The organism is Klebsiella sp. 1SOBk5mer, assembly GCF_046603115.1.
Lineage (GTDB): Bacteria > Pseudomonadota > Gammaproteobacteria > Enterobacterales > Enterobacteriaceae > Klebsiella > Klebsiella quasipneumoniae.
The window spans coordinates 82,294-99,326 of the sequence record NZ_JBKIUU010000011.1; the positions used below are offsets into that span (position 1 = coordinate 82,294).

Below are 17,033 nucleotides of genomic sequence, written 5' to 3' on the forward strand. Positions count from 1 at the left end.
CACTATGACTCAAGTCGCGAAGAAAATTCTGGTAACGTGCGCCCTGCCGTACGCCAACGGCTCCATCCACCTCGGCCACATGCTGGAGCACATCCAGGCTGATGTCTGGGTCCGTTACCAGCGAATGCGCGGCCACGAGGTCAACTTCATCTGCGCCGACGACGCCCACGGCACGCCGATCATGCTCAAGGCGCAACAGCTCGGTATCACCCCGGAGCAGATGATTGGCGAGATGAGTCAGGAGCATCAGACCGATTTTGCCGGCTTCGACATCAGCTACGATAACTATCACTCGACGCACAGCGACGAGAATCGCGAGCTGTCGGAGCTTATCTACACCCATCTGAAAGAGAACGGTTTTATCAAAAACCGCACCATCTCTCAGCTCTACGATCCGGAAAAAGGCATGTTCCTGCCGGACCGTTTTGTGAAAGGCACCTGTCCGAAGTGTAAATCTCCGGACCAGTACGGCGATAACTGCGAAGTGTGCGGCGCGACCTACAGCCCCACCGAACTGATCGACCCGAAATCGGTGGTCTCCGGCGCCACGCCGGTGATGCGTGACTCCGAACACTTCTTCTTCGACCTGCCGTCGTTCAGCGAAATGCTGCAGGCGTGGACCCGCAGCGGCGCGCTGCAGGAGCAGGTGGCGAACAAAATGCAGGAGTGGTTCGAATCCGGCCTGCAGCAGTGGGACATCTCCCGCGATGCGCCGTACTTCGGCTTCGAAATTCCGAACGCGCCGGGCAAATATTTCTACGTCTGGCTGGACGCGCCGATCGGCTACATGGGCTCTTTCAAGAACCTGTGCGACAAGCGCGGCGACACCACCAGCTTCGACGAATACTGGAAGAAAGACTCCACGGCCGAGCTGTATCACTTTATCGGCAAGGACATCGTCTACTTCCACAGCCTGTTCTGGCCGGCGATGCTGGAAGGCAGCCAGTTCCGTAAACCGACCAACCTGTTCGTGCATGGCTACGTGACGGTCAACGGCGCGAAGATGTCTAAGTCGCGCGGCACCTTCATTAAGGCCAGCACCTGGCTGAAGCACTTTGATGCCGACAGCCTGCGCTACTACTACACCGCCAAGCTCTCTTCGCGCATCGATGATATCGACCTCAACCTGGAAGACTTTATCCAGCGCGTTAACGCCGACATCGTCAACAAGGTGGTTAACCTCGCTTCGCGCAACGCCGGCTTTATCAGCAAGCGTTTTGACGGCGTGCTGGCCGCTGAGCTGGCCGACCCGGCGCTGTACAAAACCTTCACCGACGCGGCGGAAAGCATCGGCGAAGCGTGGGACAGCCGCGAGTTCGGTAAGGCCATCCGCGAAATCATGGCCCTCGCCGACGTGGCCAACCGCTATGTCGATGAGCAGGCGCCGTGGGTGGTGGCGAAACAGGAAGGCCGCGACGCCGACCTGCAGGCCATCTGCACCATGGGCCTGAATATGTTCCGCGTGCTGATGACCTGGCTGAAGCCGGTCCTGCCGCAGCTGGCCGCGCGCGCGGAAGCGTTCCTCAACAGCGAGCTGAGCTGGGACGCCATCCAGCAGCCGCTGCTGGCGCATAAGGTCAATCCGTTTAAGGCGCTGTACAACCGCATCGAGATGAAGCAGGTGGAAGCCCTGGTGGAAGCCTCTAAAGAAGAGGTGAAAGCCACCGCGGCGCCGGTCAGCGGCCCGCTGGCGGACGATCCGATTCAGGAAACCATCACCTTTGACGATTTCGCCAAAGTCGACCTGCGCGTGGCGCTGATTGAAAACGCGGAATTCGTCGAGGGCTCCGACAAGCTGCTGCGCCTGACGCTGGATCTTGGCGGCGAGAAGCGTAACGTCTTCTCCGGCATCCGCTCCGCTTATCCGGATCCGCAGCTGCTGATTGGCCGCCTGACGGTGATGGTCGCCAACCTGGCGCCGCGCAAAATGCGCTTCGGCATCTCGGAAGGGATGGTGATGGCCGCCGGCCCTGGCGGGAAGGATATCTTCCTGTTAAGCCCTGACGATGGCGCGAAGCCGGGTCAGCAGGTGAAATAATAAAAAAGCCGGAGAATATCTCCGGCTTTTTTTTGCCCGGCGGCGCTACCCTTGCACGGGCCGACGGGTTTTGTAGGCCGGGTAAGGCGAAGCCGCCCCCGGCTAACCATCACGCCTTCGGGTTATGCACCCGCTGGGTCAGGCCGCGCAGGAAATTGCGCAGAAACTGGTCGCCGCACTCGCGGTAGTTTTTGTGGTCAGGCGACCGCATCATGGCGGTCACTTCCGGCACCGAGACGCGGTATTTCTGCTCGCTCATGATCGCCACAATATCATCCGTTTTCAGCGAGAAGGCGATCCGCAGCTTTTTCAGCACCGTATTGTTATTCACCCGGCGCTCCAGCGCCAGCTCCGGCGCCGAATCGTCTTTACCGCGCTTGTCATAGATAAGGCCGTTGAGGAAACCCGACAGGATAATGTCCGGGCAGCGGACAAAGCCCTCTTCATCCTCTTTCGTCGTCCAGGTGTCAAAGCTGGCGGAGGTGGATTCCATATCGGATAGCGCAAGAATGCGCACCATATCGTTATTATTGACTTTCAGGGTGTAGCGCAGGCTACGAAGAATATCATTACTGAGCATGAGTGCCTTTTACTGTCGATGATGCAATGGGGCGCAGTGTAGCAGCTTTACAGGCCAATCGCCTCTTTCAGGCTTTTTAAATAGCGCCGGCTCACCGGCACCGTTTGCCCGGCGCGCATCAGCAGCTCCGCCTGACCATTCTCCTCCAGGCGAATCTCCTTCAGGTGCGCCATATTCACCAGATACTGGCGATGACAGCGCAGCAGCGGCGTGCGGCTCTCAAGGGTGCGCAGGGTCAGCTCGGTAAACCCCTCCTTGCCCTCGCGGTCGGTCACGTAGATCCCGCTCATCCGGCTGCTGACAAAGGCCACATCCTCCATCTGCAGCAGCCAGATACGGCTGTGGCCGGTACAGGGGATGTATTTCAGCGTCTGCCGGGCGTCATCCAGCAGCGACACATCCTGCAGATTACGCTCCTGGCGCAGGCGGGCGAGGGTTTTCTCCAGCCGGGCAGCTTCAATCGGCTTGAGCAGATAGTCAAAGGCGTGCTCCTCAAAGGCTTTCACCGCGTATTCATCAAAGGCGGTGAGAAACACGATATAGGGGCGGTGCTCCGGGTCGAGCATCCCGACCATCTCCAGGCCGCTGATGCGCGGCATCTGGATGTCGAGAAACAACACGTCGGGACGCAGCTTATGGACCGCGCCAATCGCCTCCACCGCGTTGCCGCATTCGCCGACGATCTCGATATCGCGCTGAGTCTCCAGCAAAATACGCAGGTTTTCCCGCGCCAGCGGCTCATCATCGACGATCAATACTCTCAGCATGCATTCTCCTCCAGGGGCAAACGTAGGGTGACACGGGTAAAGCGCTCCGGTTCGCAGGTGACGCTGATGCCGCAGTCGGCGCCAAAACGCGCCCGAAGCCGCCTGTCCACCAGATTCATCCCCAGCCCGCTGGCCTGAGGGTTGGCCCGGTACAGCCCAGCGTTATCTTCGATATCCAGCTGCAGCCAGCGATCGTCCTGGCTGGCGCGAATGGTAATTTCGCCGACGCCAAGATGTTGCGATGTGCCATGCTTTATAGCGTTCTCCACGATCGGCTGTAGGGTAAAGGCCGGCAGCTGGTGATGCGCCAGCCCTTCCGGCACCGCCATCTGGATCTGCAGGTTAGCCTGAAAGCGGGCCTTCTCAATCTGCAGGTAGGCGTTAACATGCTCGATCTCATCGGCGAGGGTGACGATTTCTGTCGGCCGCTTCAGGTTCTTGCGAAAGAAGGTCGACAGATACTGCACCAGCTGGCCGGCCTGCTCGCTGTCGCGACGGATCACCGCCTTCAGGGTGTTAAGCGCGTTAAACAGGAAGTGCGGGTTGACCTGGGCATGCAGAAGCTTGATTTCGGATTGCGTCAGCAGCGCCTTCTGCCGCTCGTACTGCCCGGCGAGGATCTGCGCCGACAGCAGCTGGGCAATCCCCTCCCCGAGGGTGCGGTTGATCGAACTGAACAGGCGGTTTTTCGCCTCATACAGTTTGATGGTGCCGATCACCCGCTGGTTCTCGCCGCGCAAGGGGATCACCAGCGTCGACCCCAGCTTACAGTGCGGATGAATCGAGCAGCGGTAGGGCACCTCGTTGCCGTCGGCATACACCACCTCCCCGGTCTCAATCGCCCGTTGCGTATACGAGGAGGAGATAGGTTTGCCCGGCAGGTGGTGGTCGTCGCCGATGCCGGTAAACGCCAGCAGCTTGTCGCGGTCGGTGATCGCCACCGCGCCGATATCCAGCTCCTGGATAAGCACCTGGGCCACCTTCATGCTGTTCTCTTCGTTGAACCCCTGACGCAGGATCCCCTCGGTGGACGCCGCCACCTTCAGCGCCGTGGCGGAAAAGGCGGAGGTGTACTTCTCGAACATCGCCCGCTTGTCCAGCAGAATGCGCATAAACAGCGCCGCGCCGACGGTATTGGTCACCATCATCGGCGCGGCAATGCTCTGCACCAGATGCAGGGCGTCCTGGAACGGGCGGGCGATCAGCAGAATAATCATCATCTGCACCAGCTCGGCCACGAAGGTGATCGCCCCGGCGGTCAGCGGGCTAAAGACTTTGTCCGGCCGGCCGCGCTTGACCAGCACGCTGTGCACCAGACCGCCCAGCAGCCCCTCGACGATAGTGGAGACCATGCAGCTTAAGGCGGTCATCCCCCCCAGCGAGTAGCGGTGCAGGCCGCCGGTCAGCCCCACCAGCCCGCCGACCACCGGGCCGCCGAGCAGGCCGCCCATCACGGCGCCGATGGCGCGGGTGTTGGCGATAGAGTCTTCGATATGCAGACCAAAATAGGTCCCCATAATGCAGAAAATGGAGAAGGTGACGTAGCACAGCAGCTTGTGCGGCAGGCGAACGGTGACTTGCATCAGGGGGATAAACAGTCGGGTTTTGCTCATCAACCACGCGATGACCAAAAATACGCACATCTGCTGAAGCAGCAGCAACACCAGATCAAACTCGTACATACCCGCAAACCACACATTCCTGAAAGCGCGTACCTTACACTGCCTGGCGGAGACTTTCTTTGAAGCCCTGCATAAAAATGAAAAATGACGGGCAGGATCACACTTTTTTGCGGCGCGTGACGCAGCGAAAGCGGCAAAAAGCCCGGCGCGGCGCGCTAAACCGCAATTAATGTTTCATTAACACCTGTGCTTCACCGTATAATCCCCCTGTTAACATCAGGAGTCTATTATGAAGCCAGCGAAAATCGCGGTCGTCACTCTCTTCTTACTTATGGCCATCGGCGGGATCAGCGGCGTGATGCTGGCCGGCTATTCCTTTATTGTACGTGGCGGTGTCGGCTGAGCCAGCGGGCCAGGCGCTCAAATGCGCGGTCGACAATAATCGCCGCCAGCGCCACCAGCAGCGCCCCCTGCACGATATAGGCGGTATTAAACCCGCTCAGGCCGATGATGATCGGCGTCCCAAGCGTATTGGCCCCCACCGTCGAGGCTATCGTCGCGGTACCAATATTGACGATGACCGAGGTGCGGATCCCCGCCAGGATCACCGGGGCCGCCAGCGGCAGCTCCACCTTGCACAGACGCTGCCAGCCGGTCATGCCCATCCCTTCTGCCACATCTGACACGCCCGACGGTATCGACCCCAGACCGGCCAGAGTCCCTTGCAGCACCGGCAGTATGCCATACAGCGCGAGGGCGATCAGCGCCGGCAGCCAGCCAAAGCCCAGCACCGGCACCGCCATCGCCAGCACCGCCACCGGCGGAAAGGTCTGCCCGATAGCGGCGATGGTCTCCACCAGCGGACGAAACGCGCTGCCCGCGGGCCGGGTGACCGCCACCCCTGCCCCCAACCCGACAGCGGTCGCCGCGAGGCTGGACGCCGCCACCAGCCAGCCGTGATCGACAGTGAGCGCCCAGAAGCTCTCCTGCTGGTAGACCGGCCGCGGCAGTTCCGGAAACAGCCGGCTAAACAGCGGCGCGCTGTAGGGCAGCCCCGCCAGCAGGCCGATAAACAGCGCGCTAAGCCACCACAGCGGCTCACGAAGCGCCTTCATGACTCGCCTCCTGGCGCAGCAGATCGGCAAAATGCAGCGTGCCGCAGGGTTGCCCCTCGGCATCCACCACCGGCAGCGCCTCGCAGCGCCGGGCGACAAACTGCGACAGCGCTTCCCGCAGGGTCATGGTGACTGTCAGCCCCTCGCCCGCCAGCCGCTCGTCGGGACGCAGATAGTCCCGCACCTCGCGCAGCGACAGCAGGCGCACGCCCAGCTCGCTGCGGCCAAAAAAGGTTTGCACAAAGCGATTCTCTGGCCGCAGGAGCATCTCCAGCGGCGCCCCCTGCTGGACCACCTCGCCGCCGTCCATCAGCACCAGGTGGTCCGCGAGACGCAGCGCTTCGTCAATATCATGGGTCACCAGGACAATCGTCCGCCCCAGCAGGCGATGGATGCGCAGCATCTCCTGCTGCAGCGCCTCACGGGTCACCGGGTCGAGGGCGCCGAAGGGCTCATCCATCAGCAGTACCTCCGGGTCTGCCGCCAGCGCCCGCGCCACCCCGACCCGCTGCTGCTGGCCGCCGGAGAGCTGATGAGGATAGCGGTCGCGCAGCGTTGCCTCCAGCCCCAGCAGCGCCATCAGCTCGTCGACCCGGTCGGCGATCCTCCCCCGCGGCCATTTTTGCAACTGCGGCACGGTGGCGATATTCTGCGCCACCGTCCAGTGGGGAAACAGGCCGATGGACTGGATGGCATAGCCCATCCGCCGCCGCAGGGTCAGGAGCGGCTGCTGGCGGATGTCTTCGCCGGCAAAGCGAATCATGCCCCGGTCCGGCTCCAGCAGGCGGTTGATCATTTTCAGCGTCGTCGACTTGCCCGAGCCGGAGGTTCCCACCAGCACCGAGAAAGCGCCTTCGCGCAGCTGCAGGGTCAGATCCTTCACCGCCGGGTGACCGGCAAACGCTTTGCTGACCCCTTCAAATTCAATCATTGGCCTCTCCTTTCAGCCAGGCGCCCCACAGGGCGAACAGGGCATCCACGACCACCGCCAGGGCAATGGTCGGCACGACCCCGAGCAACACCAGATCCAGCGCGCTGCTCAGCAGCCCCTGGAACACCAGCGCGCCAAAGCCGCCGGCGCCGATCAGCGCCGCCACCACCGCCATGCCGACGGTTTGCACGCTGACCACCCGCATGCTGCGCAACAGCACCGGCATCGCCAGCGGGAGCTGCACCAGACGAAAGCGCTGTCCGGCGCTCATGCCCATCGCCGTCGCGCTCTCCAGCGCATCCCGCGGCACCTGCTGCAGGCCGGTCACCACCCCGCGCACCAGCGGCAGCAGCGCATACAACGTCAGGGCGATCAGGGCCGGCGCCACGCCGGTCCCGGAGACGCCCAGCTCGCCCAGCGCCGGGAAATAGCGCGCCAGACCGGCAAGCGGGGCAATCAGCAGGCCGAACAGCGCCACCGACGGGATAGTCTGGATCACATTGAGCACGGTGAAGGCCGGCGCCTGCCAGCGCGGACGCCGCCAGAGCCATACCCCCAGCGGCAGGCCAATGATCAGGCCCGGCAGCAGGGTGCCAAACAGCAGAAGCAGATGCTGGCGCAGGGCGTCGTCAAACACCTCCTGGCGGTTGGCATACTCCTTCAGCAGCGAGAGCTGATCGAGCGCCCCGGCGGCGAGCAGGATGATGGGCAGAAGCCAGACTTGCGCATTGAGCAGCCAGCGCCACAGCGGCCGGGCGGTAAGATGACGAATGGCCTCGCTGGCCAGCAGCAGGCAGAGCGCCAGCGACAGCCACAGACCGCTGCCGGGCGAGGTGCGCGCCAGCGGCGAGCCGTGCCGGGAGAGCTCAATCGCCGCCTGGCCGCTGCCCCAGATAAGCAGCGGGAAGAGCAGTTCGGCCAGCAGCAGATGGAGAAGCGGCGCAACCCTGCCCGGCAGCCAGCAGAGCAGGATCCCGGCGAGGGCTGCCGCCAGCTGAACGCCGGCGAGCCAGGGCATCACCTGCCACAGCCCGCGCCCTTCCCCGGAGAGTAAGCGATTCGGCGCGTAAGCGATAAACGGCAGCGCCAGCGTAACCAGCAGCAGGCCTGTCAGCAGCAGGCCGACGCGGTGAGTACAGCGAATGGTCACCGGTAGCTTACTTCAGCAGGCCTTTCTGCTGCAGATAATCTGCCGCCACGCGCTTCGCATCCTGGCCTTCCACCGCGATGCGGGCGTTGAGCTGCTGCAGGGTCTTTTCATCGAGGCTGGCGAAGACCGGCTTCAGCCAGTCGGCGATCTGCGGGTAGGCTTTAAGCACCGCCTCGCGCACCACCGGCGTCGGGGCGTAAATCGGCTGCACGCCCTGCGGGTCGCTCAGCGTCTGTAACCCCAGAGCCGCCACCGGGCCGTCGGTGCCGTAGGCCATCGCCGCGTTGACGCCGGAGGTCTGCTGCGCCGCCGCTTTAATGGTCACCGCCGTATCGCCCCCGGCCAGCGACAGCAGCTGGTTCTGGTTGAGTTTGAAGTCATACGCTTTTTCAAACGCCGGCAGCGCGTCCGGGCGTTCAATAAACTCCGCCGAAGCCGCCAGCTTAAATTCGCCGCCCTGCTGCAGATAGCGGCTGAGGTCAGCCAGCGAGGTCAGATGATTTTTCTCCGCCAGCTCCTGGCGCACGGCGATGGTCCAGGTGTTGTTAGCCGGCGCCGGGGTGAGCCATACCAGCTGATGTTTCTCCTGATCCAGGCGTTTCACCTTCTCATAGCCCTGCCGGGCATTCTTCCATGCCGGGTCGTTTTCATCTTTAAAGAAGAAAGCGCCATTGCCGGTATACTCCGGATAGATATCCAGCTCGCCGGCGACAATCGCCCCGCGCACCACCGGCGTGGTGCCGAGCTGGATTTTATTAATCGTTTTGACGCCGTGGTTTTCCAGCACCTGCTGGATCATATTGCCCAGCAGCGCCCCTTCGGTATCAATTTTCGAGCCGATCTTCACCGGCTCCGCCGCCTGCAGCGGCACACTTATCAGGGCGGCCAGCGCCAGCGCGCCGGACCATTTCGTCGCCATCTTCATCCCGCTTCCCTCAGTTCTTTTGCGCTTCGCTTACAGAAGCTTAAGAGAAAAGCGTAGTCCATTTGCCAGCGATACGAAAAAGAAAAGGCCGATTAATCGGCCTTTAACGTGTGACGTTGGGCTTAAGGGCTCTGCCTTACAACAGCTCAAACTCGCTCTGCTGCACGCGGGCGGAGTCCACGCCGATAAAGACATTGAATTTGCCCGGCTCAGCGACGTATTTCATCTGCTGGTTCCAGAACTTCAGCGCGTCGACGTCGATCGGGAAGCTGACGGTTTGCGTTTCACCCGGCTTGAGGGTGACCTTTTTAAAGCCGCGCAGCATTTTCACCGGCCGGCTCATGGAGGCGGTGACGTCCTGCAGATACAGCTGAATGACCGTCGCCCCTTCGCGTTTGCCGGTGTTGGTCACCTGCACGCTGGCGGTCACGCTGCCGTCGCGCGGCAGGGTGGCCGACGACATGGTGACATCGGAGACGCTAAAGGTGGTGTAGCTCAGACCGTAGCCAAACGGGTACAGCGGGCCGTTGGCCTCATCGAAGTAACGCGAGGTGTACTTGTTCGGCTTCTCCGGATTATACGGCCGACCGGTATTCAGATGGCTGTAGTAGGTTGGGATCTGCCCCACCGAGCGCGGGAAGGACATCGGCAGCTTGCCCGACGGGTTATAGTCGCCAAACAGCACGTCGGCGATGGCATGCCCGCCTTCGGTGCCGGCAAACCAGGTCTCCAGCAGCGCATCGGCTTGCTGATCCTCTTTCACCAGCGCCAGCGGACGGCCGTTCATCAGCACCAGCACCAGCGGTTTGCCGGTGGCTTTGAGGGCGGCAATCAGATTGCGCTGGCTCTGCGGCAGGGTGATGTCGGTCCGGCTGGAGGCCTCATGGGCCATCCCCTGCGCCTCGCCCACTACGGCGACCACCACGTCGGCTTGCTTCGCCGCCGCGACGGCTTCGTCGATCATTTCCTGCGGCGAGCGCGGGTCAACCTGCACTGCTTTCTCATACAGATTGAGGAAATCGACAATGCCTTTGTCGTCGGTAACGTTCGCCCCTTTGGCGTAAATCACTTTGCCGTTATCGCCCAGCGCTTCTTTGATGCCGGTCAGGACGGTCACCGACTGATCGGCCACGCCCGCCGCCGACCAGCTGCCCATCATGTCGCGTTTGCTGTCCGCCAGCGCGCCCACCACCGCGATAGTGCCGGATTTTTTCAGCGGCAGCGTATCGAGACGGTTTTTCAGCAGCACCAGGCTCTCGCGGGCCACTTCGCGCGCCTCTTTACGATGCAGACGGCTTTCCGCGTTGGTGTCCTGCGGGTCAGAATCTTTTGGTCCCAGGTGGCTGTACGGATCGTTGAACAGCCCCATGTCATATTTGACGTTGAGCACGTGACGGGTGGCGTCATCCAGTTCAGCCATGGTCACCTTGCCGGATTTCACCAGCCCCGGCAGGTATTTGCTGTAATACTCGTCGCTCATGCTCATGTTGATGCCGGACTTCAGCGCCACGCGCACCGCGTCTTCCGGGTCGGAGGCCACGCCGTGCTTGATCAGCTCTTTGATGGCGCCGTGGTCGGAAACCGTGATGCCTTTAAAGCCCCACTGGTCGCGCAGGACATCTTTCAGCAGCCAGGAATCGGCGGTCGCCGGGGTGCCGTTCAGCGAATTCAGGGCCACCATCACCGCGCCGCTGCCGGCATCGAGACCGGCTTTATACGGCGGCATATAGTCGTTGAACAGACGCTGCGGGCTCATGTCGACCGTGTTGTACTCTTTCCCGCCCTCCACCGCGCCGTAGGCGGCGAAGTGCTTGACGCTGGTCATCACCGAATAGCGGTCAGCCGGGCTCTTGCCCTGCATCGACTCCACCATCGCCTGGCCCATCATCGTGGTCAGATACGTGTCTTCCCCGAAGCCTTCGGAAGCGCGTCCCCAGCGCGGGTCGCGGGAGACGTCGACCATCGGCGCCCAGGTCATGTTCAGCCCGTCATCGGCGGCTTCATAAGCTGACACGCGGCCCACGGTTTTCACCGCGTCGAGGTTAAACGACGAGGCCAGACCGAGGCTTATCGGGAAGACAGTGCGCTGGCCGTGCAGCACATCGTAGGCAAAGAACAGCGGGATCTTCAGGCGACTAAGCTGCATCACCTGATCCTGCATGACGCGGATATCCGGACGGGTGACGGTGTTAAAAATCGCTCCCACCTGGCCCGCTTTGATCATCTCGCGGATCGCTTCTTTCGGGTTATCCGGGCCGACGCTTATCAGACGCAGCTGGCCGATTTTCTCGTCCACGGTCATTTTTTTCAGCAGGTCGGTAACAAAGGCATCCCGCGCCTGCGGGGTCAGGGGGTGGTTACCAAACAGTTCATCCGCCAGCGCGGGTTGCAGCGCCAGACTCACGGCGACGCCTACAGTGCAGAGCCATTTCATTGTTATCTCGCTTTTTCTCAGACGGGGACTTGGTAAAACATAATAAAAACCGCAGTTTGCCATATATATAAACAACGCGCCCGCAGAATGCTAAGGTTCTTCTCTGATTTTTGCGAAACATTCATGCATCAAATTGTCATACAAAGCGCTATGCTTATCCTCGATATTTCGCGCACCACCACAAGGAGTGGAACATGTCATCTGCACCCACTAACACCCATAAAACGTTTCTGGCTGACCTGGCGCGCCTGGTTGGCCCTTCGCATCTGCTGACCGACCCGGCAAAAACCCAGCGCTACCGCAAAGGCTTCCGCTCCGGCCAGGGCGAAGCGCTGGCGGTTGTCTTTCCCGGCACCCTGCTGGAACTCTGGCGCGTGCTCAACGCCTGCGTCGACGCCGATAAAATCATTTTGATGCAGGCGGCCAACACCGGCCTGACCGAAGGCTCCACCCCCAACGGCAATGATTACGATCGCGAGATCGTGATTATCAGCACCCTGCGCCTGGATAAGCTGCATCTGCTGGACAAAGGCGAGCAGGTGCTGGCCTGGCCCGGCACCACTCTCTATTCACTGGAAAAAGCGCTGAAACCGCTGGGGCGCGAGCCGCACTCGGTGATCGGCTCATCGTGCATCGGCGCGTCGGTGATCGGCGGGATCTGCAACAATTCCGGCGGTTCCCTGGTGCAGCGCGGGCCAGCCTATACCGAGATGTCGCTGTTCGCGCAGATTGACGCCGACGGTAAGCTAAAGCTGGTCAACCATCTGGGCATCGATCTCGGCAGTACGCCGGAGCAGATCCTCAGCCGACTCGACGACGAGCGGATCAGCGATAGCGATGTGCTGCACGATGGCCGTCACGCCCACGATCACGACTATGTTACCCGCGTGCGCGATGTCGATGCCGACACCCCGGCGCGCTACAACGCCGACCCGGACCGCCTGTTCGAATCCTCCGGCTGCGCCGGTAAACTGGCGGTTTTCGCCGCGCGTCTCGATACCTTCCCGGCGGAGAAGCGCCAGCAGGTGTTTTACATTGGCACCAATCAGCCGCAGGTATTGACCGAGATCCGCCGCCATATCCTCGCCGAGTTCCAGCATCTGCCGGTGGCCGGGGAATATATGCACCGCGATATTTACGATATCGCCGAGAAGTATGGCAAAGACACCTTCCTGATGATCGACAAGCTCGGCACCGACAAAATGCCGTTCTTCTTCACCATGAAGGGGCGCACCGACGCGATGCTGGAGAAAGTGTCGCTGTTTAAGCCGCACTTTACCGACCGCTTTATGCAGAAGCTCGGCCACGTCTTCCCGGCGCATTTACCGGAGCGGATGAAAACCTGGCGCGACAAATATGAACACCATCTGCTGCTGAAGATGGCCGGCGACGGCATCGAAGAAGCGCAGCGCTGGCTGACGGCGTACTTCCAACAGGCCGAGGGGGAGTTCTTCGCCTGCACGCCGGAGGAAGGCAGCAAAGCGTTCCTCCATCGCTTTGCCGCCGCGGGCGCGGCGATCCGCTATCAGGCGGTGCATGCTGACGAGGTGGAAGATATTCTGGCGCTGGATATCGCCCTGCGCCGTAACGATACCGAGTGGTTCGAACATCTGCCGCCGGAGATCGACAGCCAGCTGGTGCATAAGCTCTACTATGGCCACTTTATGTGCCATGTGTTCCATCAGGATTACATCGTCAAGAAAGGGGTCGACGCCCATGCGCTGAAGGAGCAGATGTTGGCGTTGCTGAAAGCCCGCGGCGCCCAGTACCCGGCGGAGCATAACGTGGGTCATCTGTATGAAGCGCCGGAGAGCCTGCAGCAGTTCTATCGCCAGAACGATCCGACCAACAGCATGAACCCGGGGATCGGCAAAACCAGCAAGCAGAAATACTGGGGTGAAGCGGCCCCGACGCCGGCCTCCCCGACGGATCCGCAATAATCGGCGGCAGGACTATTCAGCCTGGCGCTTCTGTATTACGCTGCACGCCGGAGAATGTCTCTCCGGCAGATTCAGGAGCGCCGCCATGCCTGCAGAGGCCCCGTTACTCGACAGTGATTTAGAAATTCGTGAAGCGCTGCCCGACGATGCGCACGCCATCGCCGCGCTGTATGTCTGGCACGTGCTCAATGGCCGCGCCTCCTTCGAAGAGATCCCCCCCACCGTTGACGAAATGCGTAAACGGATCCAGACCGTGCGCGATAACGGGCTGCCCTGGCTGGTAGCGCTGTGGCGCGGGGCTATCGTCGGCTACTGCTACGCCACTTTCTATCGCCCGCGCCCGGCCTATCGCTACACCCTCGAAGAATCGATCTACGTGGAATCCGGAATGGGCGGTCGCGGCATCGGCAGCGCGCTGCTGTCGCGGCTGATCGCCGAATGCGAGAAAGGCCCATGGCGGCAGATGCTGGCGATCATCGGCGATGGCCATAACAATGCCGGCTCGTTGGCGATCCATAAAAAGTTCGGTTTTACCGTGGCAGGTCAGCTGCGCAGCGTCGGCTATAAGATGGGCGACTGGCGGGATACGTTGATTATGCAGCGCGCGCTGGGTGACGGCGACTGGACGCTGCCGGAGTAATATTCGGCGTCACATCCCGCGGCTCGCGGCATAAACCCCCCAGCCCGATTGCCCGGCGGCGCTGCGCTTGCCGGGCCTACAATCCCTGATAACCATTTGATATAAATCCATCTTTAGGTCGCGTAGGCCGGATAAGGCGTTAGCCGCCATCCGGCACAAACGCGGCACGGTGCCGGGTATATTGCCCGGCGGCGCTGCGCTTGCCGGGCCTGCGAAGGGGCGGAACCCGGCGCCAAATAATGTAGGCCGGATAAGGCGTCAGCCACCATCCGGCACAACGCGGCATGCTGCCGGGTATATTGCCCGGCGGCGCTGCGCTTGCCGGGCCTACAAGACCTGATAACCCTTTGATATAAATGCATCTTTATCCCGAACAAGGCGCAATGCGCCGTCATCCGGGGCATATGCAGATTAATCGTTCTGCGCGGTCTGGGCGCCGCCTTTCAGCATCGCCTCCGCCATCTGCGCTTCGCGCTGCTTTTTATAGCTCAGCGCCGAAGCCGGGACTGGCATCACCTTCCCGGTCTCGATCCACGTCCGCAAACGGCTGGCGTCGGCGAAGTGGGTATATTTGCCGAAGGCATCCATCACCACCAGCGCCACCGGACGTTGGTTAATCACCGTGCGCATAATCAGGCAGTGGCCGGCAGCGTTGGTGAAGCCGGTTTTGGTCAGCTGGATGTTCCAGTTGTCGCGATACACCAGATGGTTAGTGTTGCGGAACGGCAGGCTGTAGGCCGGATGGGCAAAGGTGGCGGTCTCTTCTTTGGTGGTGCTCAGCTGGCCAATCAGCGGATACTGCTCGCTGGCGATCAGCAGTTTGGTCAGATCGCGGGCGGTGGAGACGTTATGCACCGACAGACCGGTGGGCTCCACATAGCGGGTATGGGTCATACCCAGCGCCTGCGCTTTGGCGTTCATCGCGCGAATAAAGGCGTCGTAGCCGCCCGGATAGTGATGCGCCAGGCTGGCGGCCGCGCGGTTCTCGGAAGACATCAGCGCCAGCAGCAGCATATCGCGGCGGCTGATCTGGCTATTGAGACGCACGCGGGAGTAAATCCCCTTCATTTCCGGAGTATGGCTGATATCCACCGTCAGCATTTCGTCCAGCGGCAGATGGGCATCGAGAACCACCATGGCGGTCATCACCTTGGTGATCGACGCCATCGGGCGCACCAGATCCGGCTGGCTGGCGTAGATGATTTTTTTAGTGGCCAGATCGACGATCATGGCGCTGCCGGAAGCGATGTCCGGCTGCGAGGCGGTTACCGCCGTCGGGGTTTTTGCTAACGCCTGGGGCGCAAAAGGCACAGCCAGCAGCAAGGTCAGGCTGAGCAAAGAGACTCGGAATTTCGGCATCATGGGCATTCTGAAAAGTATTTTTGCACGTTATGGAACGTACGCCGCGAGGTTAAGTGGGCAACTTCGCTGGCAAACGCCATCATACCGCGCCGTAAGGCCCTGTGCCTAATAAGAATCGTGAAGAAATGCTGCATTGCCGACATAAAATACATATTTGCCGGCAATGCATATTGACCCGTTTCGTCCGATCAGAACAGTCGGTAGCCATACCCCCATAGCACCACGGTGATCGCCAGCAGTACTTCCAGCACCAGCACCCCGATGGCCAGGGTCGAGCTGGCGAAACTGAGCCCCTCTTCCCGGTTAATGCTCAGGAAGGTCGGGATTCCGAGATAGAGCAGATAACCGGTATAGAACAGGGCAACGGTACCGATCAGCGCGCACAGCCAGACCAGCGGATAGAGCGCCACAATCCCGCTCAGGAACAGCGGCGTGGCCACATAGCCGGCAAAGACCATGCAGCGTTTCAGGGAAGGCTGCTGCGGATATTGCCTGGCCATCCACCAGATAACCCGCCCCATGATCGCCACCCCGGCCAGCATCACGGCATAAAACAGGACAGCCAGCGCCAGCCCGGTCCACATCGACAGTTTAATAATGGTGCCGTCACCGAAGTTCCAGCCCAGCTGCGTGGTGCCGATAAAGGCGCAAACCACCGGAACCGCCGCCATCAGCAGCACATGGTGCGTATAGTGATGAGAAATGGTTTCATTCTCGCTCTTTATCACGCTCATCTCCCGGTTGGGATGAGCGAAGAGCCCCCAGACATGGTTCATAGCGTCCCCCTTGTCACGGCTTCGTACTGCACTGATCCAAGTATAATTCACCCTGTAGATTATTTTGCGTACAGCACAAAAAATCTGCGTTCGACGCGTTTTGGTCTGCAGGGTGTATGATTAACAGGTGATGAGGTAAGGAGATAAGCTGTTTATGGATATCAATCACCTGATTTCCCAGTATGGCTACGCGGCGCTGATCGTCGGCAGCATGGCGGAAGGTGAGACCATTACCCTGCTGGGCGGCGTCGCGGCGCATCAGGGACTACTGAAGTTTCCCCTGGTGGTGATCGCTGTCGCCCTCGGCGGGATGATTGGCGATCAGTTGCTCTATCTGCTTGGTCGCCGCTTCGGCGGGCGCATTCTGCGCCGTTTCGCCAGCCAGAAGGCGCGGATCAGGAAAGCCCAGCGCATGATCCAGCACCGGCCGTGGCTGTTTGTCATCGGCACCCGCTTTATGTACGGCTTCCGGGTGATCGGCCCCCTGCTGATCGGCGCCAGCCGCCTGCCGCCGCGCATTTTCCTGCCGCTGAATATTGCCGGGGCGCTGGTGTGGGCTCTGCTGTTTACCACCATAGGCTATCTTGGCGGCGAGGTGGTTGGCCCGTGGCTGCACCACCTCGACGCCCATCTGAAGCACTGGATCTGGCTGATCCTCGCGGTGGTGGTGGTCGTGGCCGCCCACTGGTGGTTCAGGCGGCGCGAAGGGAAGAAGAAAGACTGAGCGGCGCGCCCGCTGACGCGCCGGGGGGC

The 17,033-nt window shown here is 61.1% G+C and carries 15 protein-coding genes; 5 read left to right on the forward strand and 10 right to left on the reverse strand.

Going from position 1 to position 17,033, the window contains the following annotated elements; all coding sequences use genetic code 11:
• Positions 1 to 4 precede the first annotated feature (4 nt).
• The gene (metG, locus tag ACLH1U_RS20945; RefSeq protein ID WP_411299446.1) at positions 5 to 2,038 is read left to right on the forward strand and encodes a methionine--tRNA ligase; all 2,034 of its coding nucleotides are present in this window, start codon (positions 5 to 7) and stop codon (positions 2,036 to 2,038) included.
• A 109-nt stretch (positions 2,039 to 2,147) separates the two neighbouring features.
• Here the strand turns inward: metG and ACLH1U_RS20950 are convergent, their stop codons facing one another.
• From ACLH1U_RS20950 to ACLH1U_RS20960, 3 genes are read right to left on the reverse strand one after another with little or no spacing between them, the layout of a single operon-like run.
• Complete coding sequence (locus ACLH1U_RS20950; protein WP_023290420.1) at positions 2,148 to 2,618, reverse strand: DUF1456 family protein; 471 nt, start codon at positions 2,616 to 2,618, stop codon at positions 2,148 to 2,150.
• Between the two features lie 47 nt (positions 2,619 to 2,665).
• Positions 2,666 to 3,385 (reverse strand): two-component system response regulator BtsR, encoded by a 720-nt coding sequence (gene btsR / locus ACLH1U_RS20955; protein WP_023290421.1) that lies wholly within the window; start codon positions 3,383 to 3,385, stop codon positions 2,666 to 2,668.
• Positions 3,379 to 5,067, reverse strand: coding sequence for a sensor histidine kinase (locus ACLH1U_RS20960; RefSeq protein WP_004189065.1), 1,689 nt, complete (start codon positions 5,065 to 5,067; stop codon positions 3,379 to 3,381). The genes btsR and ACLH1U_RS20960 overlap by 7 nt, the downstream gene beginning before the upstream one ends.
• 229 nt (positions 5,068 to 5,296) lie before the next feature.
• Here ACLH1U_RS20960 and ACLH1U_RS20965 point away from each other — a divergent pair, with 229 nt between their 5' ends.
• Complete coding sequence (locus ACLH1U_RS20965; RefSeq protein ID WP_002912762.1) at positions 5,297 to 5,410, forward strand: protein YohO; 114 nt, start codon at positions 5,297 to 5,299, stop codon at positions 5,408 to 5,410.
• On the opposite strand, the gene ACLH1U_RS20970 is transcribed toward ACLH1U_RS20965, so the two are convergent.
• From ACLH1U_RS20970 to bglX, 5 genes are all read right to left on the reverse strand, one after another.
• Positions 5,385 to 6,122, reverse strand: a complete 738-nt coding sequence (locus tag ACLH1U_RS20970) for an ABC transporter permease (protein ID WP_023290422.1) — start codon at positions 6,120 to 6,122, stop codon at positions 5,385 to 5,387. The genes ACLH1U_RS20965 and ACLH1U_RS20970 overlap by 26 nt on opposite strands.
• Positions 6,106 to 7,053, reverse strand: a complete 948-nt coding sequence (locus ACLH1U_RS20975) for an ABC transporter ATP-binding protein (RefSeq protein WP_060590017.1) — start codon at positions 7,051 to 7,053, stop codon at positions 6,106 to 6,108. Before ACLH1U_RS20975 ends, ACLH1U_RS20970 begins: the two co-directional genes overlap by 17 nt.
• Complete coding sequence (locus ACLH1U_RS20980) at positions 7,046 to 8,203, reverse strand: ABC transporter permease (RefSeq protein WP_275257073.1); 1,158 nt, start codon at positions 8,201 to 8,203, stop codon at positions 7,046 to 7,048. The genes ACLH1U_RS20975 and ACLH1U_RS20980 overlap by 8 nt, the downstream gene beginning before the upstream one ends.
• Positions 8,204 to 8,210: 7 nt before the next feature.
• Positions 8,211 to 9,128, reverse strand: a complete 918-nt coding sequence (locus tag ACLH1U_RS20985) for an ABC transporter substrate-binding protein (protein ID WP_110212350.1) — start codon at positions 9,126 to 9,128, stop codon at positions 8,211 to 8,213.
• Positions 9,129 to 9,264: 136 nt separating this feature from the next.
• Positions 9,265 to 11,562, reverse strand: coding sequence for a beta-glucosidase BglX (gene bglX / locus ACLH1U_RS20990; protein WP_032453511.1), 2,298 nt, complete (start codon positions 11,560 to 11,562; stop codon positions 9,265 to 9,267).
• Positions 11,563 to 11,756: 194 nt separating this feature from the next.
• Here bglX and dld point away from each other — a divergent pair, with 194 nt between their 5' ends.
• Both dld and ACLH1U_RS21000 read left to right on the forward strand, forming a co-directional pair.
• Positions 11,757 to 13,502 carry a D-lactate dehydrogenase gene (gene dld / locus ACLH1U_RS20995; RefSeq protein WP_048297897.1) on the forward strand — a complete coding sequence of 582 codons (1,746 nt, stop codon included), beginning with the start codon at positions 11,757 to 11,759 and terminating at the stop codon, positions 13,500 to 13,502.
• Positions 13,503 to 13,587: 85 nt separating this feature from the next.
• Positions 13,588 to 14,142 (forward strand): GNAT family N-acetyltransferase, encoded by a 555-nt coding sequence (locus tag ACLH1U_RS21000; protein ID WP_002912829.1) that lies wholly within the window; start codon positions 13,588 to 13,590, stop codon positions 14,140 to 14,142.
• A gap of 411 nt (positions 14,143 to 14,553) precedes the next feature.
• Here the strand turns inward: ACLH1U_RS21000 and pbpG are convergent, their stop codons facing one another.
• Entirely contained in the window at positions 14,554 to 15,504 is a 951-nt protein-coding gene (gene pbpG / locus ACLH1U_RS21005; protein WP_074194602.1) for a D-alanyl-D-alanine endopeptidase, read from the reverse strand.
• 188 nt (positions 15,505 to 15,692) lie between these two features.
• The gene (locus tag ACLH1U_RS21010; RefSeq protein WP_032453512.1) at positions 15,693 to 16,280 is read right to left on the reverse strand and encodes a Yip1 family protein; all 588 of its coding nucleotides are present in this window, start codon (positions 16,278 to 16,280) and stop codon (positions 15,693 to 15,695) included.
• A 154-nt stretch (positions 16,281 to 16,434) separates the two neighbouring features.
• On the opposite strand from ACLH1U_RS21010, the gene ACLH1U_RS21015 reads away from it, so the two are divergent.
• Complete coding sequence (locus ACLH1U_RS21015) at positions 16,435 to 17,004, forward strand: DedA family protein (protein ID WP_023290430.1); 570 nt, start codon at positions 16,435 to 16,437, stop codon at positions 17,002 to 17,004.
• The last annotated feature ends 29 nt before the right edge of the window (positions 17,005 to 17,033 follow it).